The 21564-nt window shown below is 70.6% G+C and carries 23 protein-coding genes and 1 pseudogene; 7 read left to right on the forward strand and 17 right to left on the reverse strand.

The window, feature by feature from the left end; genetic code table 11:
- From FDO65_RS23350 to FDO65_RS18075, 7 genes and pseudogenes are all read right to left on the reverse strand, one after another.
- The coding region (locus FDO65_RS23350; RefSeq protein WP_420847554.1) for a DUF2256 domain-containing protein at positions 1-189 on the reverse strand (189 nt) is incomplete at its 3' end.
- Positions 155-1027 carry an LLM class F420-dependent oxidoreductase gene (locus FDO65_RS18050; protein WP_137451146.1) on the reverse strand — a complete coding sequence of 291 codons (873 nt, stop codon included), beginning with the start codon at positions 1025-1027 and terminating at the stop codon, positions 155-157. The genes FDO65_RS18050 and FDO65_RS23350, both read right to left, overlap by 35 nt.
- Before the next feature lie 70 nt (positions 1028-1097).
- Complete coding sequence (locus FDO65_RS23355; RefSeq protein WP_137451513.1) at positions 1098-1658, reverse strand: DinB family protein; 561 nt, start codon at positions 1656-1658, stop codon at positions 1098-1100.
- 54 nt (positions 1659-1712) lie between these two features.
- Positions 1713-2120, reverse strand: a pseudogene (locus tag FDO65_RS23360) (carboxymuconolactone decarboxylase family protein); the annotation flags it as partial.
- Positions 2117-2542, reverse strand: coding sequence for a MerR family transcriptional regulator (locus FDO65_RS18065; RefSeq protein ID WP_205850153.1), 426 nt, complete (start codon positions 2540-2542; stop codon positions 2117-2119). The pseudogene FDO65_RS23360 and the gene FDO65_RS18065, both read right to left, overlap by 4 nt.
- A gap of 48 nt (positions 2543-2590) precedes the next feature.
- A complete protein-coding gene (locus FDO65_RS18070; RefSeq protein ID WP_137451147.1) occupies positions 2591-3529 on the reverse strand; it encodes a hypothetical protein in 939 nt (312 codons plus the stop codon).
- 252 nt (positions 3530-3781) lie between these two features.
- Positions 3782-4720, reverse strand: coding sequence for a fascin domain-containing protein (locus FDO65_RS18075; protein WP_137451148.1), 939 nt, complete (start codon positions 4718-4720; stop codon positions 3782-3784).
- Between the two features lie 202 nt (positions 4721-4922).
- Here FDO65_RS18075 and FDO65_RS18080 point away from each other — a divergent pair, with 202 nt between their 5' ends.
- The 3 genes from FDO65_RS18080 to FDO65_RS18090 are packed head-to-tail and all read left to right on the forward strand — an operon-like array spanning position 4923 to position 9759.
- Entirely contained in the window at positions 4923-5651 is a 729-nt protein-coding gene (locus FDO65_RS18080) for an ABC transporter ATP-binding protein (protein ID WP_205850154.1), read from the forward strand.
- Positions 5648-7306 carry a sensor histidine kinase gene (locus FDO65_RS18085; protein ID WP_137451150.1) on the forward strand — a complete coding sequence of 553 codons (1659 nt, stop codon included), beginning with the start codon at positions 5648-5650 and terminating at the stop codon, positions 7304-7306. The genes FDO65_RS18080 and FDO65_RS18085 overlap by 4 nt, the downstream gene beginning before the upstream one ends.
- Positions 7303-9759, forward strand: a complete 2457-nt coding sequence (locus FDO65_RS18090; protein ID WP_137451151.1) for an FtsX-like permease family protein — start codon at positions 7303-7305, stop codon at positions 9757-9759. Before FDO65_RS18085 ends, FDO65_RS18090 begins: the two co-directional genes overlap by 4 nt.
- 158 nt (positions 9760-9917) lie before the next feature.
- On the opposite strand, the gene FDO65_RS18095 is transcribed toward FDO65_RS18090, so the two are convergent.
- Together FDO65_RS18095 and FDO65_RS18100 are read right to left on the reverse strand one after the other, a co-directional pair.
- A complete protein-coding gene (locus FDO65_RS18095) occupies positions 9918-10814 on the reverse strand; it encodes a hypothetical protein (protein WP_137451152.1) in 897 nt (298 codons plus the stop codon).
- 86 nt (positions 10815-10900) lie between these two features.
- The gene (locus tag FDO65_RS18100) at positions 10901-11320 is read right to left on the reverse strand and encodes a peptidase inhibitor family I36 protein (protein ID WP_166442279.1); all 420 of its coding nucleotides are present in this window, start codon (positions 11318-11320) and stop codon (positions 10901-10903) included.
- 213 nt (positions 11321-11533) lie between these two features.
- On the opposite strand from FDO65_RS18100, the gene FDO65_RS23230 reads away from it, so the two are divergent.
- Together FDO65_RS23230 and FDO65_RS18110 are read left to right on the forward strand one after the other, a co-directional pair.
- Complete coding sequence (locus tag FDO65_RS23230) at positions 11534-11821, forward strand: helix-turn-helix transcriptional regulator (RefSeq protein WP_338101058.1); 288 nt, start codon at positions 11534-11536, stop codon at positions 11819-11821.
- Positions 11822-11827: 6 nt separating this feature from the next.
- Positions 11828-12655: a hypothetical protein gene (locus FDO65_RS18110; protein ID WP_137451155.1), complete on the forward strand. Its 828-nt coding sequence runs from the start codon at positions 11828-11830 to the stop codon at positions 12653-12655.
- 488 nt (positions 12656-13143) lie between these two features.
- Here FDO65_RS18110 and FDO65_RS18115 read toward each other — a convergent pair whose 3' ends face one another.
- From FDO65_RS18115 to FDO65_RS18130, 4 genes are all read right to left on the reverse strand, one after another.
- Positions 13144-13542: a response regulator gene (locus tag FDO65_RS18115; RefSeq protein ID WP_137451156.1), complete on the reverse strand. Its 399-nt coding sequence runs from the start codon at positions 13540-13542 to the stop codon at positions 13144-13146.
- On the reverse strand, positions 13539-14201 hold the full coding sequence (locus FDO65_RS18120; protein WP_137451157.1) for a response regulator transcription factor: 663 nt from the start codon (positions 14199-14201) through the stop codon (positions 13539-13541). The genes FDO65_RS18115 and FDO65_RS18120 overlap by 4 nt, the downstream gene beginning before the upstream one ends.
- 102 nt (positions 14202-14303) lie before the next feature.
- The gene (locus tag FDO65_RS18125) at positions 14304-15179 is read right to left on the reverse strand and encodes an HAD family hydrolase (protein ID WP_137451158.1); all 876 of its coding nucleotides are present in this window, start codon (positions 15177-15179) and stop codon (positions 14304-14306) included.
- Positions 15180-15239: 60 nt separating this feature from the next.
- On the reverse strand, positions 15240-15611 hold the full coding sequence (locus tag FDO65_RS18130) for a hypothetical protein (RefSeq protein WP_137451159.1): 372 nt from the start codon (positions 15609-15611) through the stop codon (positions 15240-15242).
- Between the two features lie 304 nt (positions 15612-15915).
- Here FDO65_RS18130 and FDO65_RS18135 point away from each other — a divergent pair, with 304 nt between their 5' ends.
- Positions 15916-16755: a DUF1206 domain-containing protein gene (locus tag FDO65_RS18135; protein ID WP_137451160.1), complete on the forward strand. Its 840-nt coding sequence runs from the start codon at positions 15916-15918 to the stop codon at positions 16753-16755.
- A 10-nt stretch (positions 16756-16765) separates the two neighbouring features.
- On the opposite strand, the gene FDO65_RS18140 is transcribed toward FDO65_RS18135, so the two are convergent.
- Positions 16766-17902 carry an FUSC family protein gene (locus FDO65_RS18140; RefSeq protein ID WP_137451161.1) on the reverse strand — a complete coding sequence of 379 codons (1137 nt, stop codon included), beginning with the start codon at positions 17900-17902 and terminating at the stop codon, positions 16766-16768.
- A 78-nt stretch (positions 17903-17980) separates the two neighbouring features.
- Here FDO65_RS18140 and FDO65_RS18145 point away from each other — a divergent pair, with 78 nt between their 5' ends.
- Positions 17981-18781, forward strand: coding sequence for a YqjF family protein (locus tag FDO65_RS18145; RefSeq protein ID WP_137451162.1), 801 nt, complete (start codon positions 17981-17983; stop codon positions 18779-18781).
- A 25-nt stretch (positions 18782-18806) separates the two neighbouring features.
- Here FDO65_RS18145 and FDO65_RS18150 read toward each other — a convergent pair whose 3' ends face one another.
- From FDO65_RS18150 to FDO65_RS18160, 3 genes are read right to left on the reverse strand one after another with little or no spacing between them, the layout of a single operon-like run.
- The gene (locus tag FDO65_RS18150; protein ID WP_137451163.1) at positions 18807-19715 is read right to left on the reverse strand and encodes an ABC transporter permease; all 909 of its coding nucleotides are present in this window, start codon (positions 19713-19715) and stop codon (positions 18807-18809) included.
- Positions 19712-20623, reverse strand: coding sequence for an ABC transporter permease (locus FDO65_RS18155; RefSeq protein ID WP_137451164.1), 912 nt, complete (start codon positions 20621-20623; stop codon positions 19712-19714). The genes FDO65_RS18150 and FDO65_RS18155 overlap by 4 nt, the downstream gene beginning before the upstream one ends.
- A gap of 7 nt (positions 20624-20630) precedes the next feature.
- Complete coding sequence (locus FDO65_RS18160) at positions 20631-21506, reverse strand: ABC transporter ATP-binding protein (protein ID WP_420847555.1); 876 nt, start codon at positions 21504-21506, stop codon at positions 20631-20633.
- Positions 21507-21564: the final 58 nt, after the last annotated feature.

Below are 21564 nucleotides of genomic sequence, written 5' to 3' on the forward strand. Positions count from 1 at the left end.
GGGGGGGCCGGCGCCGGGGCGCCGCCACCGCTCGGAGCAGTACCGCACGTTCTCCCAATCCCGGGCCCACTTCTTGCGCCAGACGAACGGCCGCCCGCACACCGGGCACGTCTTGCTCGGCAGCGTCAGCTTCTTGTGGACCACGGCGGGCTCCCTACCAGTCGGCGATCTGCGGGAGTACCCGCTCACCGAGGATCTGCAACCGGTCCGACGAGGCGATGTCCGGCAGCCCGAGATGCACGTGCTGAATGCCCAGGTCGGCCAGCCGCCGCAGACTCGCCAGCACGTCGTCGACTCCCTCGCCGTCCGCGCCCGGATCGAGCCGGGCCATCACCGTCTTCTCGACCTCCGCCTCGTCGCGTCCGAGGTCGGCGCAGTGGCCGCGCAGCACCTCGAGTTTGTGGGCCAGGTCCGGGGTGTCGAAGAGATTGCAGGCGTCGGCGTACTGGGCCACCATCCGCAGCGTCTTCTTCTCGCCCCCGCCGCCGATCAGGATCGGCGGGTGCGGCCGGCTGATGGGCTGCGGGTGGTTCAGCGTCCGGGTCAGGGTGTAGTGCCGGCCGTGGAACGGCTCCTGCGTGTCGGTCCACATCAGCTGGTGGATCTGCAGCGTCTCCTCCAGCCGCTCGAACCGTTCCTTGGTCGGCGGGAACGGCAGGCCCAGGCCGGCGGCCTCCTCGTCGTTCCAGGCCGCGCCGATCCCGAGCATGGCCCGCCCGCCGGACAGCACGTCCAGCGTGGTGACGCACTTGGCCAGCAGGCCGGGCTCGCGGTAGACGACCGCGGTGACCCAGGCCAGCAGCTGGGCGCGCCGGGTGTGCGCGGCCAGGAACCCGAGCGTCGTGTAGGCCTCCAGCATCGGATCGTCGACCGGCCCGACCGGGCCGATCTGCCAGACGTGGTCCATCACGCTGATCCGGGCGAAGCCGAGATCGTCGGCCTGCCGGGCGACCCGGGCGAGATCGTCGGCCAGAGTGGCCGTCCCGCCCGGGAACGTCAGGTTGGCCAGGTGGATGCCGAGCTTCATCGTCTTTCTCCGATCCTTCCGCGCCGCGAGCGGCGGCGCCGTCCTCCAGGGTGCTCCCGTCGACGTCCGGTCACTGCCCGACCCGGCCGTCGATGCACTCGCGCAGCAGATCCGCGTGCCCGCAGTGCCGGGCGTACTCGTCGATGCGATGGACCCAGATCTCGCGGAGGGCGATCCCCTGGTCGCCCACCCGCTCGCCGAGGTCGGGGTACCGGTCGAGCAACTCGTCGGTCTCCCGCTGTTCGCGCGCAAGATCGGCGAACGCACCGTCGACGACGGCGGGATCGCCCACCGCGCCGGCGAAGTCGCCGCCATCAGGCCCGTACAGCTTGTCCAGCGGCCGGTCCGGACGGACCCAGGTCCGCCAGTCCCGTTCCACCTCGGCCAGGTGGCGGACCAGACCCAGCAGCGACAGCGACGACGGTGGCACCGATCGCCGGGCCAGCTGCTCCGCGTCGAGCCCTTCGCACTTCATCGTCAGGGTCAATCGGTAGTCGCGCAGATAGTCCTGGAGGGTGGGGAGTTCACCGTCCGGGCTGACCCCGTCGGTGTTGCGCGGATCGTTCTGCGGGTTCACCCACATGTCCGGGTAGACGGTCGCCTGCGTCCAGCGCTCGGGTCGTTCGGTCATGGGCCCAGCGTCCTCCGCTGCCCCCGACGCGCAACCGGCGGTGCCGGCGTTCCGGACGGGCAGCAGACCGCGCTCGGCGAACATCTTGCGGGCGGTGAAGGTGGCGTTGAGCGCCCGCGGGAATCCGCAGTACACGGCGCTGTGCAGCAGCGCCTCCACGATCTCCGGGGCCGTCAGCCCGACGTCGAGAGCCGCGTTCACGTGGACTTCGAGCTGCGGTTCGCAGCCGCCCAGCGCGGTCAGCATGCCCAGCGTCACCAGCTGTCGGTCGCGGGGCCGCAGGCCGGGCCGGGCGTAGATGTCGCCGAAGCCCCAGGCGACGACATGGTGGGCGAGGTCCGGCGAGACGTCGGCCAGGGCGGCGACGACGCGGGCCCCGGCCGCACCGTCCACCGCGTCCAGTACCGCGGCGCCCCGCTCGTACCGCTGCTGCCGGGTCTGCGCACCGTCGGCCGCGGTCATGACGCGGCCCCGTCGACTCGGGAGTCGGCGCCCAGCAAGGTGTCCCGGTAGGCGGCGATCTTGTCGGCCAGCGCCGCGTCGTGCGACTGCAGGCGGGCGATCTGCTCGCGCAGCGCGGCCTGATGCCGTTCGAGCACGGCCAGCCGCGCCCGCGTGGTCGCCGGACCCTGCGCCCGCAGGTCGGCGTACTCCCGCATCTGCGCCACCGGCATTCCCGTCTCGCGCAGACGCAGCAGGAACGCCACCCAGCCGACGTCCTGCTCGTCGTACCGCCGCCGGCCACCGCTGGTGCGGGCGATGGGGCGGATCAGTCCGACGCGTTCGTACCAGCGGAGGGTGTGGGCCGTCAGACCGGTGACGGCGGCCATCTCGGCCACCGACAACCCGCCGCCCGGCGCCCACGCCTCGTTCTGTGTGCTCACTCCATCGACGGTAGGAGTGCGAGCGCACTCGAAGTCAAGGGCGTGTTCTCAGGAGGCGGGCAGCACGGATGACAGCGCCTGGGACTGCCCGCGGCCATCCCGCAGCTCGAACTGTTCCCACGTCCCGACCCGGACCCGATCGGCGATCAGCGGGGATTGCCCGGCGTCGTCGGCCGACACCCACCGATCGTCGGAATGGCTGAACAGGGCGACGGAGGTGGCGTCGACGGGCACGACGGTGAAGGTCTCCCAGCCGCCGACCCCCGACCGGTTGGCGATGAGGGGACGAGTGCCAGCCGCCTCCCCGGTGACGTACCGGCCGTTGGCCAGTGACCGCAGACTGACATCGGTGGCCGACAGACTCACCATGTCGAATTGCTCCCACGACCCGCCGACCGCGTCGCGGGCGGCGATCAACGGCAGCCGCCCGCCGTTCTCAGCGGTGACGAATAGGCCGTTGGCCTTGGACATCAGGGTGACGACCCTGCCCATCGCCAGCACGCCCCCGGTGACGATCGCGGCGGTACGCACCTGGTCCGGGCACTGCTCACCGCCGGTGATCGACACGATGCCGACGAAGGTGAACTGAGGCTGCAGCAGGGCCGTGTTGTCCTTGGTCAGCTCGGTGAGGATGCTGTCGACGGTCGCCGTCGCGGCCGGTTCCGAGCTCATCAGTTCGGCCCACGGGTTGTTCGAGACGCCGAAGGTGGGGGCCATCTTGATCCCGTAGGGGTTCGTCCCACCGCCACAGGCCCACTCCCCGTTCACGGTGTAACGGGCATAGTCGAAAGCGCTACCGGCGGCCTGCAACGGCGGAGAACCGACGGCGGCCCGGGCCTGGTTTAACCTGGCCATCAGGGCTGCGGGGAGCCCCACCTCGTCGACGACGGGCGTCGCGTCCCGGGCCGTCGCTGTGGGGGCGGTGATCATCGTCCCGATGAGGGCGAGCACGGCGGCCAGCACTGCGGAGCGAAGGGGACGGTGCATGACGGCCTCCCGGGACACGAGCGGACAGTGATCGCGCGATCACGGTAACGCCGTTCCCATCCCCCCACCCGGTCACATCGGACAATTCGCCGGGCCGGCCGTCGTGGTGGCGCCGATGACCTGCGCTGACGCTGGTCACCTCGGCCGAACGGGGCGGGCGGCGGCCCGGATTCGGCGAGATGACCAGCGTCAGCGGCGTTCGACAGCGTCAGTCCGGGCGGGCGGCGGGAGGCCGCCCGGACGACGGATCGGTCACTGCTGTCCGGCGAGGGTCCGCATCTGCTCGGCCCCGAACGCGTCACCCAGCGGGCCGCGCAGTTCGAACTGCTCCCAGCCACCGATGACGGCCCGGTTCGCGATCAACGGTGCCCGCCCGGCACTCTCGGCCGTCACCCAGCGGTTGTCGGCCCGGCTGGCCAGGGCCACGGTGCTGCCGTCGACGGGAACCAGCGAGAACGTCTCCCACGTCCCGACCGAGGAGCGGTTGGCGATGAGCGGGAGCGCCCCGGCGGCTTCCGCGGAGACGTACTGGCCGTTCGCGAGGGAACGCAGAGTGACGTCGGTGGCGGAGACCCGCACGACGTCGAACCGTTCCCACTGGCCGACGCGGTCACGGTTGGCGATCAGTGGGAGGGCGCCGCCCTTCTCCGCGGTGACGTACTTGCCGTTCGCCTTCGACACCATGGTCACGACCTGGCCGAACCAGGCGACCTGGTCGGTCGCGACGACGACCGTCCGCAGCGTGTCCCCGCACTGGGATCCGCCGGACAGCGAGGCCAGACCGACGTACCGCAACTTCGGGTCGAGCAGGGACTTGTCGTTCAGCAGATCCGCCAGGATCGCCGTGATGTCATCGGAGGCCGCCGGCTGAGCGTGCACGCGTTCGGTGAACAGCTCCGGGTCGAGACCGAACGACGGCAGCACCGAAGGCCCGTCCGGATTGGGCTGGCCGTTGCAGGCCCAATCGCCGGATGCGGAGAACAGGGCATAGATGTCGGCGCTCTGGGTCGCACTCAGTGGCGGCGCCCCGGCCTTCGCCCGCGCCTGGTTGATCCCGGTGACCAAGGCCAGATCGAGCGCCTGGTTCGCGACCACCGGGGGCGGATCCGCCGCCGCCGCCGGTCCGGCGGTCATCACCCCCGTCACGACCATCAGCAACGCGGCGAGCAGGAGACGCAAACGCTGGGCCATGAAAGCCTCCGGTTGGTGGCCACCTGGGCGTGACCGTGCGCGGAACGTACCGGTATGCGGATGGCTCTGCACGGTGAACGGCACCGGTTCGGGCGCGCCCCGATCGGGGGTTTCGTCCTCCGAAAGTGGGGGTGCTGGCCCCACCCCGGGGGATCGGCCAGCGCCCGAGCCGGGTGTCGGGTCCGGCTCCTACAGTGACCCCATGTCCGAGCCCCCGGCGATCGAGCGCGCCTCCGACGCGCCGGCCGTCCTGGTGCGCTCGGTGCACCGGACCTTCGAGCCGGACACCGCCCCGGTCCGCGCGCTGCGGGGCGCCGACCTGACGGTGGAACACGGCGAATTCGTCGCGCTGACCGGCCCCTCGGGCAGCGGGAAGTCGACGCTGCTGCAGGTGGTCGCCGGTCTGGACCGTCCGGACAGCGGTTCCGTCCGATTGGCCGGCACGGCGCTGGACGACCTGAGCGACGACGAACTCGCCGTCCTGCGACGCCGGCACATCGGGTTCGTCTTCCAGTTCTTCCGGTTGCTGGACAGCATGACGGCGCTCGAGAACGTGGCGCTGGCGGCCATGATCGCCGGGGCGGGCCGGGCGGCGGCCGAGGCGCGAGCCCGGGAGCTGCTGGATCTGCTCGGCCTGCTCGACAAATCGGGTAGCAGTCCGGTCACGCTGTCCGGGGGGCAACGGCAGCGCCTGGCCATCGCCCGCGCGCTGGCCAACCGGCCGACCGTGCTGCTGGCCGACGAACCGACCGGCGCGTTGGACAGCGCCGGAGCGGCCGGCATTCTCGAGCTGTTCCAGCGGCTGAACGCTGCCGGCCAGACCATCCTGTTGGTGACCCATAGCGAGGAGGTGGCGGCCGGGGCGGGTCGCCGGGTCGCGATGCGCGACGGCCGTCTCGAGCCCGTCGCCGTCGGTGCGGGCGACCGGTGATCGGCGACCGTCAGGGTCGGGCCCGGGCCCGCCGCGCCCTGACGTCGGCGTCGCTGCTGGCCGCCGTCGCCGTGGCCGCGCCGGCCTGTCTGGCCGGGCTGCTCGCCGGCTGGCCGTCGCTGCCCTGGGTCCTGGTGGTGGTCGCCGTCCTGCTGATCGCCGGGCAGGTGGCCGGGGCTGTGCCCGGTGCGCGCCGCCGGTCGACCGACATCCTGCTGACCGCCGTCACGGTCGCCGGCGCGGCGGCCGCGGTGGTCGTCGGGTTGGTCAGCTGGTTGCTGGTCGTCGGTCGGGTCCCGATGGGGGAACCCGGTTCGGCCGAACGCCCCCTGGTCGTGGCCACCCTCGTCGCGTTGCTGGCGACCGCGGTCACCGGCGCGTCGATCGCCCCGGCGATCGCCCGTGGGGTGCGTCGACGCCGGATCGGGCCGGCGACGGCGGTGGCCGATGTGCTGTCGGTGCTCCCGGAGCAGCCGGCGTCCAGCGCCTACGACGCGACCGGCACGACGGCGCGCGAATTCCTGCACGACTACGCCGATTCGGCCCGCCGGGTGCTCCGGTTGGGCACCATCACGGTCTGGGCCGGGGACGGGTATCGCTTGACCCCGGCCGTGCGGCTACCGACCCCTCTGGAGGAACCGGACGGGCGTGAACTGACCGGCGAGGCGCTCCGGGTGCTGACCCGGGCCGGGGTCGCCGGTCCGGGCTGGGTCTCGCTGTGGCTGCCCGACCATGCCGACACCCTGCACCGGCACCCGGCAGAGGGGGCGCCGGACCAGCTGCGGATCGCCCCCGCGGTGGCCGGGACCGGCGACGGGGTCGAGGTGCTCGCCCTGCTGGTGGTGACCCGGGCGGCCGAGGACGAGGAGTTCGGGCCGGCCGACGAACGGGCCCTGGCCGCGGTGGCCACCCGGCTCGCCATCCTGCTGCGCAACCGCACCCTGGACTCGGCGTTGACCCGCACGCTGGAAGAGCTCCAGGTCGCCAACGGCGAACTCCGCGCCTCCCGCGCCCGCCTGGTCGCCACCGCCGACGCCCAGCGGCGCGCCCTGGAACGCGATCTGCACGACGGCGCCCAGCAGCATCTGGTCGCTCTGGCGGTGACGGTCAACCTGCTGCGATCGACCATGCCGGAGATCACCGACGACCAGCAGGAGCTGCTCGACGAGCTGGACGCCGGCGTCCGGTCGAGCATCGCCGAACTCCGCAGCCTCGCCCACGGCATCTACCCGCCGCTGCTCCGCGACGCCGGACTGGGGAGCGCCCTGTCGGCCGCCGCGCGACGCAGCCCGGTCAGGGTGACGGTGCAGGCGCGGCTCAGCCGTCGGTACCCGGCCGACATCGAGTCCGCCGTCTACTTCAGCTGTCTCGAGGCACTGCAGAACGCGGCGAAGTACGCCGAGGGCAGCCCGGTGACGATCACGGTCAGCGACGGACCGGAGATCGCCGCCGACGGCCTCGCGCGACGGGGGGAGCTCGTCTTCGAGGTCGCCGACCAGGGGCCGGGTTTCGACCCGGCGACGGTGGCTCGCGGGGCGGGCCTGACGAACATGGCCGACCGCATCGGCGCCATCGGCGGCACACTCGACCTGCAGGCGGCCCCGGGCGCGGGGAGTGCGGTCCGCGGTCGCGTGCCGCTGGCGGAGCCGTCATGACCTCGCCCGCTGCCGCGCCGGAAAGACCTGCCGCCGCGACGTTGTCGAGCTCGACCGATACCCGGCGAGCCGACTCGCCCACCGCGGCGATCGTGCTGCTGGCCCGGGCCCGCTGGCGCGACGGCTGGAAGGGTTTTCTCGTCTGGGGCCTGCTGATCGGGGTGCTGGCCGGGGCGGCGCTGACCGAGGTGGCGGCCGGGCAGCGCACGGCCACCGTCTACGACCGGCTGGTCGATGCCGTCGGCTGGGACGATGCCCGGCTCAACCCGCGGCCGGACCCGGCCGAACTCGCGCGGATCGCGGCGCTCCCCGGTGTCGAGGCCAGCTACCACGAATGGTCGTGGGTCGCCCAGGTGGAGGGCCCCGGCGTGCGGTACATCGACATCGGGGCCGGTCCGGCCGACCACCAGGGGCTGGTCGACCCCGTCATCGTCGACGGCCGCGCCGCGGACGAGACCCGCCCGGACGAACTGGTCATCGCCGAGGGACTGGCCCAGGATTCGGGATGGACCGTGGGCTCGCAGGTCTCGACCCAGCTGCTCACCCCGCAGGAGGTCACCCAGTTCGGCGCGGGCTTCGACACACCCGACGGGGGCCCCGCCCGCTTCACCGTCGTCGGCATCGCCCGGCTGCCCGCCTTCGGCAGCGGCATCGCCAACACGCACGCCACCGAGGCGTTCTACCAGGCCCACGCCGACACCGCGGCGCTGCTCACGGTCTTCCTCCGCCTGTCCGACGACCCGGCGGAGCGCGAGGCCTTCCGGGCGGCGGCGGCCGAGTACCTGGCGGACAACCCGCCCGACCTGGGGATCAGCGGGCTCGGACCGGTGCGGGTCATCGACACCTCGACGCTGGTCAACCCCTCGGTGCTGACCGGCATCAGCGTCCTGAGCACCGCACTGCGGGTGGTCGCCATGGTGGTGGCCCTCGCGGCCGCACTGCTGTTGCTGACCGTCGTCACCCGGCGGTCCAGCAGCGACCGCATCGACGAGACCGTCGAACGAGCACTGGGTCTCACGCAGGCGCAGCGGGTCCTGAGCCGGGTTCTCCCGCTGACCGCCACCGCCGGTGTCGCCGCCCTGACCTGCGGCGTGATCGGCCTGGCCTCGTCGGCGATTCCCCCGATCGGCGGTCTCGCCCGCCTGGAACCACGTCCCGGTTTCGCGCCCCAGTGGTGGGTGCTCGCGGCCGGGGTGGTCGTCACCCTGGTGGGCGTCGTCGTCATCTCGACCCTCGGATGCTGGGTGGTCCGCAGCCGATCGGCGTCCGGATGGACGGCGGCCGGTCTGCTCCCCCGGTCGTCGACCCGATGGGATCCGTCCCGCGCGACGCGCCCGCGGCTGTCGCGGTCACCCGCGCTGACCGTCGCGCGCCGGCTCGGGTCCGGCCGTCGGCGGTGGGTGGCTATGACCCGGACCGCGGTGGTGGCCGTCTTCGTCGTCGCAGTGGTCGCCTCGGCCACCGTCGCGGCCAGCATGGGACGCACGGTCGACACCCCCGCCCGGTGGGGCTGGAACGCCGACGTCTCCCTCATCGACGCCACCCCCGAACAGGCTCAGGCCCTGTCGCTCGATCCGCGGGTCGCGGCGATCAGGCTGGTCCGGGCGGCCACGGTCCCCCTGGTGCCGGGGGCGGCGGCTGACGGTACGGCGGCCAGCGGCGACGCGGTCCTGGCGTTCGGCTACCGGGACCAGCTGGGAAGCATCCCCTGGTCGGTCATCACCGGACGGGTTCCGACCACCGATAACGAGGTGGCGGTGGGCACCCTCACCGCCGGTCGGCTCGGGCTGATGGTCGGGTCGACGATGCAGTTCCCGGGGCCTTCCGGACCCGCGGACTACACCGTCGTCGGGACCGTGACTGTCGCCCCGGTGTCGAGCACACCGCTGGGCGACATGGCCCTCATGACACTGGATGGCCTGACCCGGATCGACCGGGGCCAGTCCTACGACCACGCCGACATCGTGGCCCGCCCCGGTCAGGCGGAGTCACTGATCGCCGACCTCGCCCAGCAGGCCGAGATCGCCCTCCCCGGACGGCCGGAGTCCGTCGTCTATCTGGCCGACGTCCGGGAGCTGCCCGGTCTGGGAGCGTGGCTCTGGGCGGGCGCCACCATCGCCCTGCTCGTCGCCGGGTGCACGGCCGCCATCCGCCGCGGGGCCACCGAGGGCGCCACCCTGGCCGTGCTCGGCATGACCCGATCCGACCGACGATCCGCGGCGGCCTGGGCCGCGTTCCTGGTGGTCACCCCGGGGGCGCTGATCGGGACTCTGCTCGGCGTGCTCGTCGGACGGCTGGTCTGGTCCAACACCTGGGTGAGCGGGATCGCCACCGACGCCGTCGTCGGGTGGCCGGTCCTCGTCGCGGCTGCGGTCGGCCCGGTGGTGGTGGCGGTGCTCGCCGCCGTAGTGGTCGCCGGGCGGGACGTGCCGGCCAGATCGCCGGTGGAGTAGCAACGCCCGTCGCGATCGCGGCCGGCGGGCCTGGCCGACGCGGAGTCCAGCTCCCCGCGTGGCAGAGTGACCCGATGACCGGGATCCCCGTCGAGTTCGCCGATCGGCCCGAGAACGCGGAGCCGCGTCAACGCTATGGTTTGTTGCGCGGGAACCTCTCAGCTTGACCGTGACGCATCCTGGGCTGACTCTAGGGCTGACGCACTCCGGTCTGTGACGGTGGCAGCCCATTCAACGAGCGCGTCATGATTCTTGGCCAGATCTTCTGCGTTCGCCGTCGATACGGCCTCAATCCAAGCACCTGGGGCACCCGCTTGTTCGGCGCAATCCGCATCAGCCGTGGCTAGTTCGCGCTCGTTGTCACGCATCTGTAGGTATTGACTGAATCTGTCCTCAGACGAAGAGACTGCCACTGCACCTCTTGCCTCGTACAGGTTGGCACGGATTGCTCCGCTAGAAGCGGCATTCAAACCCTTACCCTCGATGCAAACCCTCCATTCTGAGGCCACGCCTTGCCACTTCGAACTCTCGGCGACAGCTGTCTTGGCCTGATTGAGACTCTGGCTAGCTATCCAGGTCATGCGCGTATAGCGGGCCAAATCTCCATACAGATCCCGACGCACATCTGCATAGCATCCATCGGCACCTACATTTACCGTGTAGCCATCGTCGAAGGTCTCTGTGACTATTTTTGAAGGATCGCCGAACGCTGCCTTGTACGCTGCCTCGCGATCCAGGTCACTAGCTGCTTTCCATTGGCTAGACTCGTCAGGCGTTTGGGCCTTGAGAAGTCTGGTCGCCACGCCGTATCCAACTTCTTCCGCGATCGCACGGGTGGGCGGCGGCAACAGGCCCAAATCGGTTTCGTCGGGCTCGGCTTGCGGTTCGGCCGACGACGGGTAGCCCTTCTCGTGAACACACTTTTTCACGAGGACGGCTTCGGCTGAGCCTATGACCTCCGAGGTTCGTTGAACCTGTGCCAGCGCGGCGGCCGCTTCTTGTGCTCGGGCTTCTATTCCAGGTCCTGAACCAGAGCAGCCAGAAGCAGTAGACATTGCGACGATCGCGAGCGTGGCAGCAGCCCACCAACGGGCCCGGGTCTGGCAAGCTGCCACGACCCAGGCCCGACGAGCTGGCTGCGTCAGCAACTGGGGCGTCCGTCCCACTTGTGGGAGGAGCCCCGATCGCTGGCGGAGGAGTTGTAGAAAACGTCCCAGCCCTGCGCGACACAAATGGTCTGCGCGCCGCTGAACTGGGTGTAGTCGTAGACGACGACTGGGACGTCCCAGCGGCTTCGCCATGAGCTGTCCTCGTTGTAGAGATTCGCGTAGCTCGTGAAGGACCAGTTGGTGTTCGCCTGCGTAAACTTATAGGTGGGGCCGTTGAAATAGGTGTCCTTCGAGACGCAGAACTCCTGGCTGGCGCAGGCCAAGGCAGCCCTGGCTGCGGTACCGGAGCCAGCGGCTGGTGCAGGTGCCGCGGATGATCCAACCGGGGCGCCTGGGGTGGTCACAGGAGGGCTGTCGTCGGCATTGGCGACGCCGGACGGGGCGAAGAGCATGCACCCAGCAGCGACGGCAACACCGACGGTAGAACAGACTCGCGAGAGCAAGGACATTTTCTCCTCCAAGAGCTGCGGATGCCTCGATTGCTGCCGGGGCGTGAACCTTCAGGAAGCTTAGACAGGCTAGGCACGGTCTGTCTATGCATCGTGCTGTCCGAATCTAGGTATGGTCGACACATGCGCCCAGACGCGGTCCGTGGCCACCTAGACATGCTGATCTTGGCGGTGCTCGCCGCTGGGCCCCTTCACGGATACGCACTCCTCAACGAGATTCGGAACCGAAGTCGAGGTGAGCTGGATCTTGCACAGGGCACCGTTTATCCGGCACTTCATAGACTCGAAGGTGCAAACCTGCTGGCCAGTGACTGGCGAAGAGTTGATGGTCGTAGACGCCGCTACTACCACCTCACGAGTCCGGGCCGCGAGGCGCTCGCCGATGAACGATCGAACTGGAACAGACTCATGTTAGCCATCAGTGCGACCATCGCGGAGCGTTGATTCAACGTGAACGAGACATACCAGCTCTATTTGCAGAGTATCGAAAAAGAACTTGCGTGGCGTCAAGATGTCGGCGACATTGTCGATGAATTGCACGACCATTTGTCATCGTCTCACGAGCGGCTGATTTCGATGGGACTGAACCCATCAGAGGCGGTCGATCGAACGATCTGCGAAATGGGAAGCCCAGAGGCCGTAGCGTCGTCGTTCTTAGACGACGGCTATGGCGGCGTCGCATACCCGTCCCGCTCCTCGAGGGCGGGAGGCCTGGCCTTCATCGTTGCTGGTTTGATGTGGTTAAGCCTAGGATTGTCCTGGTCGTTCTCGTACTACCGTCCCGCAAGTTGGGTCGCGGTCCTCAATTCCTACTGGTCCGGTCTCGTTTCAGTCGCTGTTCTGCTGACTTCACTCGGGGTCATTTCTTTAGCTTCGAGACTAGCTCGCCCGGTGACCGCTATGCTCAGATTTGGGTCAGCTAGTGCTGCACTGGCGGCGGTCGTCGCTATCGTTTGTCAAGATTCAGCCCCAGTTTGGGCACCATTGCTGGGTGCTAGTACTGCGCTCTCAGCTCTGGCGTACAATAAGTCGTTCTGTGTGTTAAGAATTAGTTCGGCCGTGCTCACGAGTCTGAAGTTTTGGTTCCTGCCCACCTTGCCTCTGCAATTGACAATCGGGCTGATTAGACCCCAGGTGGCAGATGGCGCACCACTTGGATGGCTCGCCGGCTTTGCTCTCCTCGGGATCTCACTGATCAAGACCGGTAGTGCATTATCTTCGGAGCACTGCAGGATCAGTCCCCCTGAAGTGGATCTCGCACAGACATCTGCAAATTGATCGGGCGATAGGAACGGCAGCATCCTCGAACCAGTTGTGTCGGCCGGTCGGGCGAACGCGCGTTGCGCCTCGATGGACACGTGCTCTTGACCGACGATCGCACCCGTACTGGGTTTGGGGCCTTGGCTGGGGTGACGGCGACGACGACCACACCCCGGGCATAACACAGGCCCGGTTGTTGGACGCGGCGGCGCCGCCACCGTGGCTTCGGAGCGTTGGCGGGGTCCTTCCTCAGAGGCACATGTGAACGGACGCCTACCGCACGGGTGCGCGGAGACGGCATTCCCCGGCCGCCTTGACCAGGTCCGGAGCAGATCGTGTCTCGCGTCGGTCTGCGCTTCCGACCGAGGTCGCCGAGTACCTGTCGACCCACCACGCGCCACCCGGGCAGCTGACCAGGCCCGATCTCGCGGTGACCGCGCAGTCCGTCGTCCTCGACGCACCGACCGACCCGCTGCGGGCGGAGCCGACCGCCGATCCGCGGTCACTCAGGCCGGCGCCGACGGCCGACTGACCTGAGCCCAGAGCTCGGCCAACCGCGCCGGGGTCAGACTCTCCTTGGGCAGGAACAGCAGTTCCTCCCCGGTGGTGGGGTCGGCCAGGTCGAGATCGTCGCGGGACTGGGTCGAGACGAGTACCACCAGCGACCAGCCCGCGGCCCGGACGAGGCGGGCGGCCTCGACTCCGCCCATGCCGGGCATCTGCACGTCGATGAGCAGCAGGTCGGGGTGCAACTCGCGGCAGAGACGGACCGCCTCTTCGCCGCTGTCGCCGTCGGCGACGACCTCGAAGCCGGGGGTGCGGCCGACGACGGCCCGGGCGACCCGACGGAAGGGGGCCTGGTCGTCGACGATCGCGACGCGCACCGAGGGCGCCGGGGCGGTCATTGCGATTCCTTGAGGAACACCAGGACGGCACGGACCCGGCGGTTCAGGTCCTTCTCCTCGGCCAGTCCGAGCTTGGTGAAGATCGAGTTGATGTGCTTCTCGATGGCCCGTTCGGACAGGAACAGGGTTCCGGCGATCGCCGCATTGCTCTTGCCCTGCGCCATGTTCGACAGCACCTCGGTCTCCCGGGGGCTGAGCGAGTCGATGACCGACGGCCGCGCGGTGCTCGCCGTGACGAGTTGCTCGACGACCGTCGGGTCAATGACGGACCCGCCGTCGGCGACGGCCCGGATGGCGGCGGTCAGCTCGCCGACGTCGGCGACCCGCTCCTTGAGCAGGTAGGCCCGTCGGGCAGCCCCACCGGACAGCAGGGCCAGCGCGTAGGCGGCCTCAGCGAACTGACTGAGCAGGACGAGTCCGGTGTCCGGGTGCCGGTCCCGCAGGTGACCGGCCACCTGAATGCCCTCGTCGGAGTGGCTCGGTGGCATGCGGATATCGGAGACGACGACGTCCGGGCGTTGTTCGTCGACGAGGGCGAGCAGCGAGGGCAGGTCGGTCGCGGTGCCGACCAGCTTCAGGGTCGGGTCGAGTTCGATGAGGCGCACCAGCCCCTGCCGGAGCAGCGAGTTGTCCTCGGCCAGCACCACGGAGATCGTCACGTCGAAAAGGGTAGCGACGTCCGGTTCACCGATCCGGGGTGCAGGTTCCCCGGATCCGGTGGTGCTGTCCACACCCGGCCACCCGAGGTCCCGGCGGGAATCTCAGAACCAGCGCTCCAGCACCCGCGCGACCCCGTCGTCGTGATGATCGGCGGCGATCTCGTCGGCGACGGCGACGACGTCGTTGTGGGCGTTGCCCATGGCGACGGCCCGACCGGCCCAGGCGAACATCTCCAGGTCGTTGGGCATGTCGCCGAAGGCGATGGCGTGGGCGGGGTCGATGTCCCAGCGGGCCGCGAGCCGGTCCAGGGCGGCGCCCTTGTTGACGCCGGCGGCGGCGACCTCGATGAGCCCGTCGTCGGTGGACCAGGTGATGTGCACGGGACTCCCGTCCACCTCGGCCGAGTCCTCGGTCGTCGTCCAGCCCATCGTGTCGGCCGCCTCCTGGGCGACGGCGGCGAGCGTCCGGGAGTCCGTGCGCCCCCGGACCAGGAGTTTGGCGACCGGTTCGGCCAGCAGGGTCTCCCGCGGCGACCGCTGGAAGTAGCCGAACGCCCACGGATGGTCGTACGACTCTTCGGCGATGCAGGCCTGCAGGGTGGTGCCGAGCCGTTCGACGGCCAGCGAGACCGTCGGGTCCAGTTCGGTGAGGCGCCCGATGAAGGTCTGCATGACCTCGGGGGTCAGCGGCGAGGCCGCGATGATGTCGTCGGCCCCGACGTCGTAGACGATGGCCCCGTTCATGCAGACGGCGACCCCGGTGAACCCGGCCTCCAGGACCGGGGTCAGCCACCAGATCGGCCTCCCGGTGGCGATGACGACGGGGACGCCGGCGTCCTGGGCCCGGCGCAGCGCGGCCATGTTGCGGTCGCTGACCTTCATGCCGGACGCGTCGAGCAGGGTGCCGTCCATGTCGGTGACGATCAACCGGGGCGGGGTTTCGGCAGCGGACCGGACCGGGGACGGGGAGGAACTCACCGGTGCATTCTCCCGCAACGGCCGGCCGGGGCCGGACCGCCGCGGGCCTGCCGGCCCGAACTAGCGGCGGGCGTCGACTCCGCCACGGTGCAGCCGGCGGGCGAGGGCCCGCTCCCGGTACCAGGCCCGGATCTGCGGCGTGATGCTGTCCGGCTCGTCACCGGAGAGCCGTTGCCGATGCCGCTGGGCTGCGCCCTCCCAGGTCAGCACGCCCAGCTCGACCGCGACCAGATCGGCGACCTCGGCCCGACCGGGCCGCCAGTCCTCGTAGTACCCGACGGTCAACCGCGAGATCATGCCGCGACGCTGCGCCGGCGAGAGGTAGCGGAGCAGGTCCGCGTAGTCGTCGGCGATGGTGGGGGTGGACGGGCCGGCCTCGACGATCGGCCAGGGCGAGATCGGGCGGTGGGCGGCGGCCGGGCCCGCGGACAACGACGATCCCCCTCGCCGCTGTCCATTCATCGTCGTGCTCCCGTCCACCGGCCGACCGGTCGCTCGCCAGAGCGTCGAATTAGCTCGTTAGCATTCACTGTAGTTAATCAGCTAACTGTTGGCAGCACCCGTCAGGGTGACCCGTCACACCCCTGTCCACCAGCGACAACCGATCCGGTGGTGCGTCCGCGCCCGCCCGACCGGCACCGGCCGGGGACCCTATGCTCGGCTGCGGTCGGTGACCTCGCCGCCGGCGGGGCGCCGAGGACCCGCATCCGGGTCGGTGCGCCAAGAAGGGTTTCCCATGGGGGCGACGGACGACGCACGTTCGCGGTCGTCGCGCATCCTGGTGGCCACCGCGGAACGCGGCCGCGTCCTGCACAAGAGCGGCACCTTCGACAAGCTGATCGCCCTCGGCCTCGTCGCCTACGGCGTCCTGCACCTGTTGGTGGCCTGGATCATCGTCCGCATCGCCTGGTCGGGCCGGCACGGCAACGTCACCGACGAGACGGCGCTCCACGAGATGGCCGCCACCCTCGGCGGAGAGGCCCTACTGTGGGCCACCGCCCTCGGCCTGATGGCGATGACCCTCTGGCAGATCTTCGAGACCATCTGGCGGCGCAACCCGTCCGAGAGTGCGCTCATGCGCCGTTTCGGCCGGTTCGGCAGCCTGATCAGCGCCGGCGTTTATTTCGGCGTGGGGTTCAGCGCGGCCCGCGTCGCCCTGGCCGGTCGCCTCGTCCGTGAAGGCCGTGCTCCACTCGATCCCACCCCGGAGATCGCCCTGATGACCACCCGCGTCCTCGCAGTGGGGATCGGCATCGGCATCGTCATCGCGGCGGGCCGGCAGTTCTACCAGATCGGCCGCACCCGGTTCGCCGGCGAGCTGCGCCCCGGCGTCCCCGCCTGGGTCCTGGTCGCCGGCCGGGTCGGGTACGTGGGCAAGGGCATCACGCTCGGCATCATCGGCGTGCTCATGATCATCGTCGGCGTCAACGGCCGCGTCGGTCCGCCGGGGTTCGAGGCCCTGGTCCGGCTGATGAATCTCACCCCCGCCGACGGCTCACTGCTCGTCATCAAGGCGGTCGGCCTGGTCCTGTTCGGCCTGTACTGCTTCCTCTGGGCCGCCTACCGCAGGAGATGACCGACGCCGATCACCGGCTGCCGTCGAACGGAAGCCGCCGGGACACCGGGTCGATGATCTCCTCCATGGACCGCATGTCCAACAGGGGCAACCCGGCGAAGGCGGCGAGCCGGTCCAGCACCCGGCGCATCGGATTGCGCAGCAGCACCGCCACCGGATCCGGCTGGGCCTGCCGGAAGGTCAACAGGGCGGCCCCGGCCCGTTCCGCCTCGGCCCGGCAGTCCGCGCCGGTCAGCGCGGCCGCGATGGCCGCACCGAGCGGCTCGGTGACCGCACCGGCCTGCTCCCGGACGACCGGCCACCGCCGGTCGTAGACCTCGCGGCCGGCCAGATCGTCGACAGTGGTGGCCAGCGCGGTCAGCTGGTGCCCGACGGACCGGGCCAGGTCGGCCCGGGGCAGGAGCATCCGGACGGCCGCCCGGTGGCGCAGGTGGGTCGGGGCGACGCGGCCGGTCCGGCCGGCCCGGCGCACGTCGTCGGCCAGCTGCTCGGCCCGGATGGACAGGTCGGCGGCGTCGGCAACGAGCCGACCGGAGCCGCCGGCGTCGGTGGTGGTCACGCGGGTCACCACCTCGGCCATCCCCGCAGCCAGTGCCGCCAGCTCCCCGGTGGCCGCCCGCACCGGGTTCGGCGGGACGAGCAGCAGCGCGACGACGACGGTGACAACGGCCCCGACCACCGTCTCCCACAGCCGGTCCCAGGCATAGGTGTGGGGGTCGGCGTCCGCCGCCGCGAACACCAGCAGGGCCGACAGCGCCACCTGCGCGTTGACCGTCGCGCCCGGGCCGCGGGAACCCCACCGGATGGATCCGAGACCGAGGCCCACCAGTAGAAGCAGGCCCAGTGTGAGCAAGGTGGGGGGCAGCACGTGCAGGGCGGCCAGCCCCAGGGTGACGCCCAGCAGCACACCGACGATGCGGGTGAGCGAGACGTCGAACGAGGCGAACGGGTCGGTCCGCATGGTGAGCACCGGAACGATGACGGCGTAGATCGGGGACGGTGGTGAGCCGAGCCGCCGGCACAGCTCCCAGGCGATGAGCGCCGCCACCAGGGTCCGGCCGATGTCGGACGCGACCGCCGACCACGACCGGGGCCGCACCTGGTACGGACGGGACCCGGACGGCGCCGGGTCCGGACGGATGCTCACCGGCCCAGCATCGCCGATCACCCGGCGGAAGGTGGCCGCCCCGGCGTGATCACCACCGCCACGGGGCACCGAACGACCATGATCTCCCGCGCCCCCCAGGGTGGCCAGACACCGGGCACTGCGTCCTGGGCGCCCCCGGAAGCCGTCACTCCGGAGCCGCCCCGCCGGCTACGGGGCCGTCTGCTGCGGCAGTACTGGGACGACGTGGCGATGGCCCACTGGCCCGTCGACCCGGAACAGGTCGCCCGGCTGCTCCCCGCCGGTTGCCGCCCCGACACCCTGGACGGCCGCACCTACGTCGGGCTGATCGGCTTCCGCATGGTGAAGCTGGGGTTCGGTCCCGGCCCCGGGCTGCCCTGGCTGGGCACGTTCCTGGAGACCAACGTCCGGCTCTACACCGTCGACCGGCTCGGCCGGCGCGGCGTCTACTTCTGCTCTCTGGACGCCCAGCGGGCGTTGCCCGTGCTGGGTGCCCGGCTGGCCTTGCGGCTGCCCTACGAATGGTCACGGATGTCCCTGGAGCGACACGGGGACGAACTGACCTACCGGTGCCGGCGGCTCCTCCCCCGGCCGGCGGCACAGGGGTCGATGACCGTCCGGGTCGGCGAGCCGATGACCGCACCGTCGGCCCTCGACCACTTCCTCACCGCTCGGTGGGGCCTGCACGTCCGCTGGTACGGCGGCCGCACTCTGTATCTGCCCAACCGGCACGAGCAGTGGCCGCTGGCCGCGGCGTCGCTGATCCGGCTGGACGACGATCCAATCGGCGGACTGCTCGGCCGAGCCGGATTCGCCGTCGGCGGCGAGCCGGTCAGCGTGGTCTACGCGCCGCGGGTGCGGGTCGAATTCGGCCCGGGGGACGTCGTCCCGACGGAGTGACGTGAGCCCCGGCGGGTCCGCGCGGTCAGTGCGAGCGGCCGGCGTCCGGACCCCAGGCCGACAGCACGGCGGCCTCCACGATGGTGGCGACGGCGTACAGGACGATGGAGCTGACGACCGCGAGAACCACGATGGTCCAGACGCCGCCGTAGTTGCCCTGGCCCTTGTAGCCGGACAGCACACCGCCCATGCCGTCGAACCCGGCCAGCCACTCGGCCAGCATCGCGCCGACCACGGCGCCGGGGACGGAGATCCGCACCGAGGCGAAGAACTGCGGCAGTGCGGACGGGATCCGCACCTTGAGCAGCGCGGTCAGCTTGGATCCGCCGTTGACCCGGATGACGTCCAACGCCTGCGGTGAGGCGCCCCGCAGGCCGAGCACGATGTTCACCAGCGCCGGGAACAGCACCACGATGGCGGCGATGACCGCGATGGCCACCTTGCCCTGCCCGAACATCAGCAGCAGCACCGGCGCCATCGCGACCAGCGGCACGGACCGCAGCAGCATGGCGATCGGCATGAAGGCGAACTCGAACGGCTGGAACAGCACGAAGCCGACGGCGATCGCCGAGGCGATGACCATGCCGGCGACGAAGCCGATGGCCGCGTCCAGCAGCGTGGTCCCGAGCGCCGAGAAGGCCGCCGATCGGGCCGCCTCGGCGGTGAGCGACGCCGGCCGCACCCCGGGCGGCGGGGTGGCGGAGAACAGGTAGTTCCACACGTCGAGCGGGGTCTTGCCCACGAACGGCGAGACGTCGAAGACCTTGAGCATCAGCGCCCAGAGAGCGGCCAGGACGATCAGGGCGACCACGACGGTGACGACGGCGGTCAGGATCCGCCGGCCGATGCCCGAACCGCCGGACCGGGTCTCGAAAGCCGCGGCGGCGGCGGGCCCGGCGGCGGCGGTGACGGGTTCGGTGCGGGTGAGCGTCATCGCCGGCCTCCTTCGGTGCCGCCGGTGGTCCACGGGGTGACGAGCCGGGCGACCAGCCCGACGAGCAGGTACCCGGCGCCGGCGATCAGACCGGAGATCAACGCGAGGTACCACAGCTGGGGGGCGTCCGACTGGGACTGCGCGGCGATCAGCGCGCGGCCCATCGTCGAATCCCCGCCGGAGCCGAGGTACTCGGCCAGGACCGCACCGAGGAACGCGGCCGGGGCAGCGATCTTGAGCGCGGCGAACAGGCTGGGCAGGGCGGCGATGAGCTGGACCTTGCGCAGCATCGTCCACTTCGAGCCGCCGTAGGCGCGGATGAGATCCAGCGACGTCCGCGGCGCGGCCCGCAGGCCGACCAGGCAGCCGACCACGGTGGTGAAGAAGACCGACATCGCGGCCAGCACCACCGAGGCGCCGCTGGGGTTGGCGCGACCGAAGGTGATGACCAGGATCGGCCCGATCGCCACCAGCGGGATGCAGTAGGTGACGATGGCGATCTGATTGACGATCTCGGCCAGGAACGGCAGCAGCAGGACCAGCACCGACAGGGCGATCGCGGCCAGGTTGCCCCACACATAGCCCAGGGCAGCGGATTTCACGGTCGCGCCGGCGTTGTTCAGGGTCGACGACCACTGCGCGCCGTCGAAGAACTTGGCGACAACCTCGACGGGACTGGGGATGGCCTGGCTGCTCTGGAACAGCGTGAAGGACGCGACCCACCAGACGACGATGATGGCGACCGTGCCGACCAGTCCACCCAGCCACGGCGGGGAGTCCTGCCACCACCGCTGCCGCGGTGCGGTCGGGCCGGGAGCGGGGACGGGCCCGCCCGGGCCGGGGATCTGCTTGGCCGTCAACAGGTCGGCCTCGACGGTCGACCCGGACGACGTCTGACTGTCACTCATCGCCGGTTCACCCGGCCTCGGCGCCGGGCTGACCGCCCCGGCCGAACAGGATCTCGGACAGCTGGTCGGCGTAGGCGTGGAACTCGGGGGTGCGCATCAGGTCCGGCGTCCGCGGCCGGGGCAGATCGATGGTGACGACCTCGGCGACCCGGCCGGGCCGGGGGCTCATCACCGCGACCACGTCGGACAGGAACACGGCCTCCGAGATGCCGTGCGTGACCATCAAAGTCGTCGCCGGCTTCTCCGTCCAGATGCGGAGCAATTCGACATTCAGCCGCTGACGGGTCATGTCGTCGAGGGCGCCGAACGGCTCGTCGAGCAGCATGACCGTCGGCTGGACGACCAGGCAGCGGGCGATGGCCACCCGCTGCCGCATACCGCCCGAGAGCTGAGCGGGCTTGGCGTTCTCGAAGCCCTTGAGCCCGACCAGCGAGATCAGGTCGTCGATCAGACCGGACTCCGGCTTGATCCCGGCGACCTCCAGGGGCAACCGGATGTTGCTGGTCACCGTGCGCCAGGGCAGGAGCGCGGCCTCCTGGAAGGCGATGCCCAGCTCGTGGTTGCGCTGGATCTCGCCGGTCGACGAACCGTTGATCAGGGCCCGTCCCGACGTCGGCGTCTCCAGACCGGCGAGGATCCGCAGGATCGTGGACTTCCCGCAGCCCGACGGCCCCAGCAGGGACAGGAACGAGTTCCGCTTGGTGCCGAGACTGGTGTCGGCCAACGCCGTCACCGAACTGCGGCCCAGGCTGAACTCCTTGCTGAGCCCCTGGATGTCGATACCGGTGGCGGCCCACGGTTCGGCCGCCGGGTCGATGGTGCTGACGGCCGACCGACGATCGGCCGTCACCACCTCGGTCTGCTCGGTGCTGCTCATCGACATCTCCCTCGCCCCAGTGGGTCCCGGTGGCTTCGTGATGGGCGGTGGTGCGGGTGGGGCA

Source organism: Nakamurella flava (assembly GCF_005298075.1).
Classification (GTDB): Bacteria; Actinomycetota; Actinomycetes; order Mycobacteriales; family Nakamurellaceae; genus Nakamurella; species Nakamurella flava.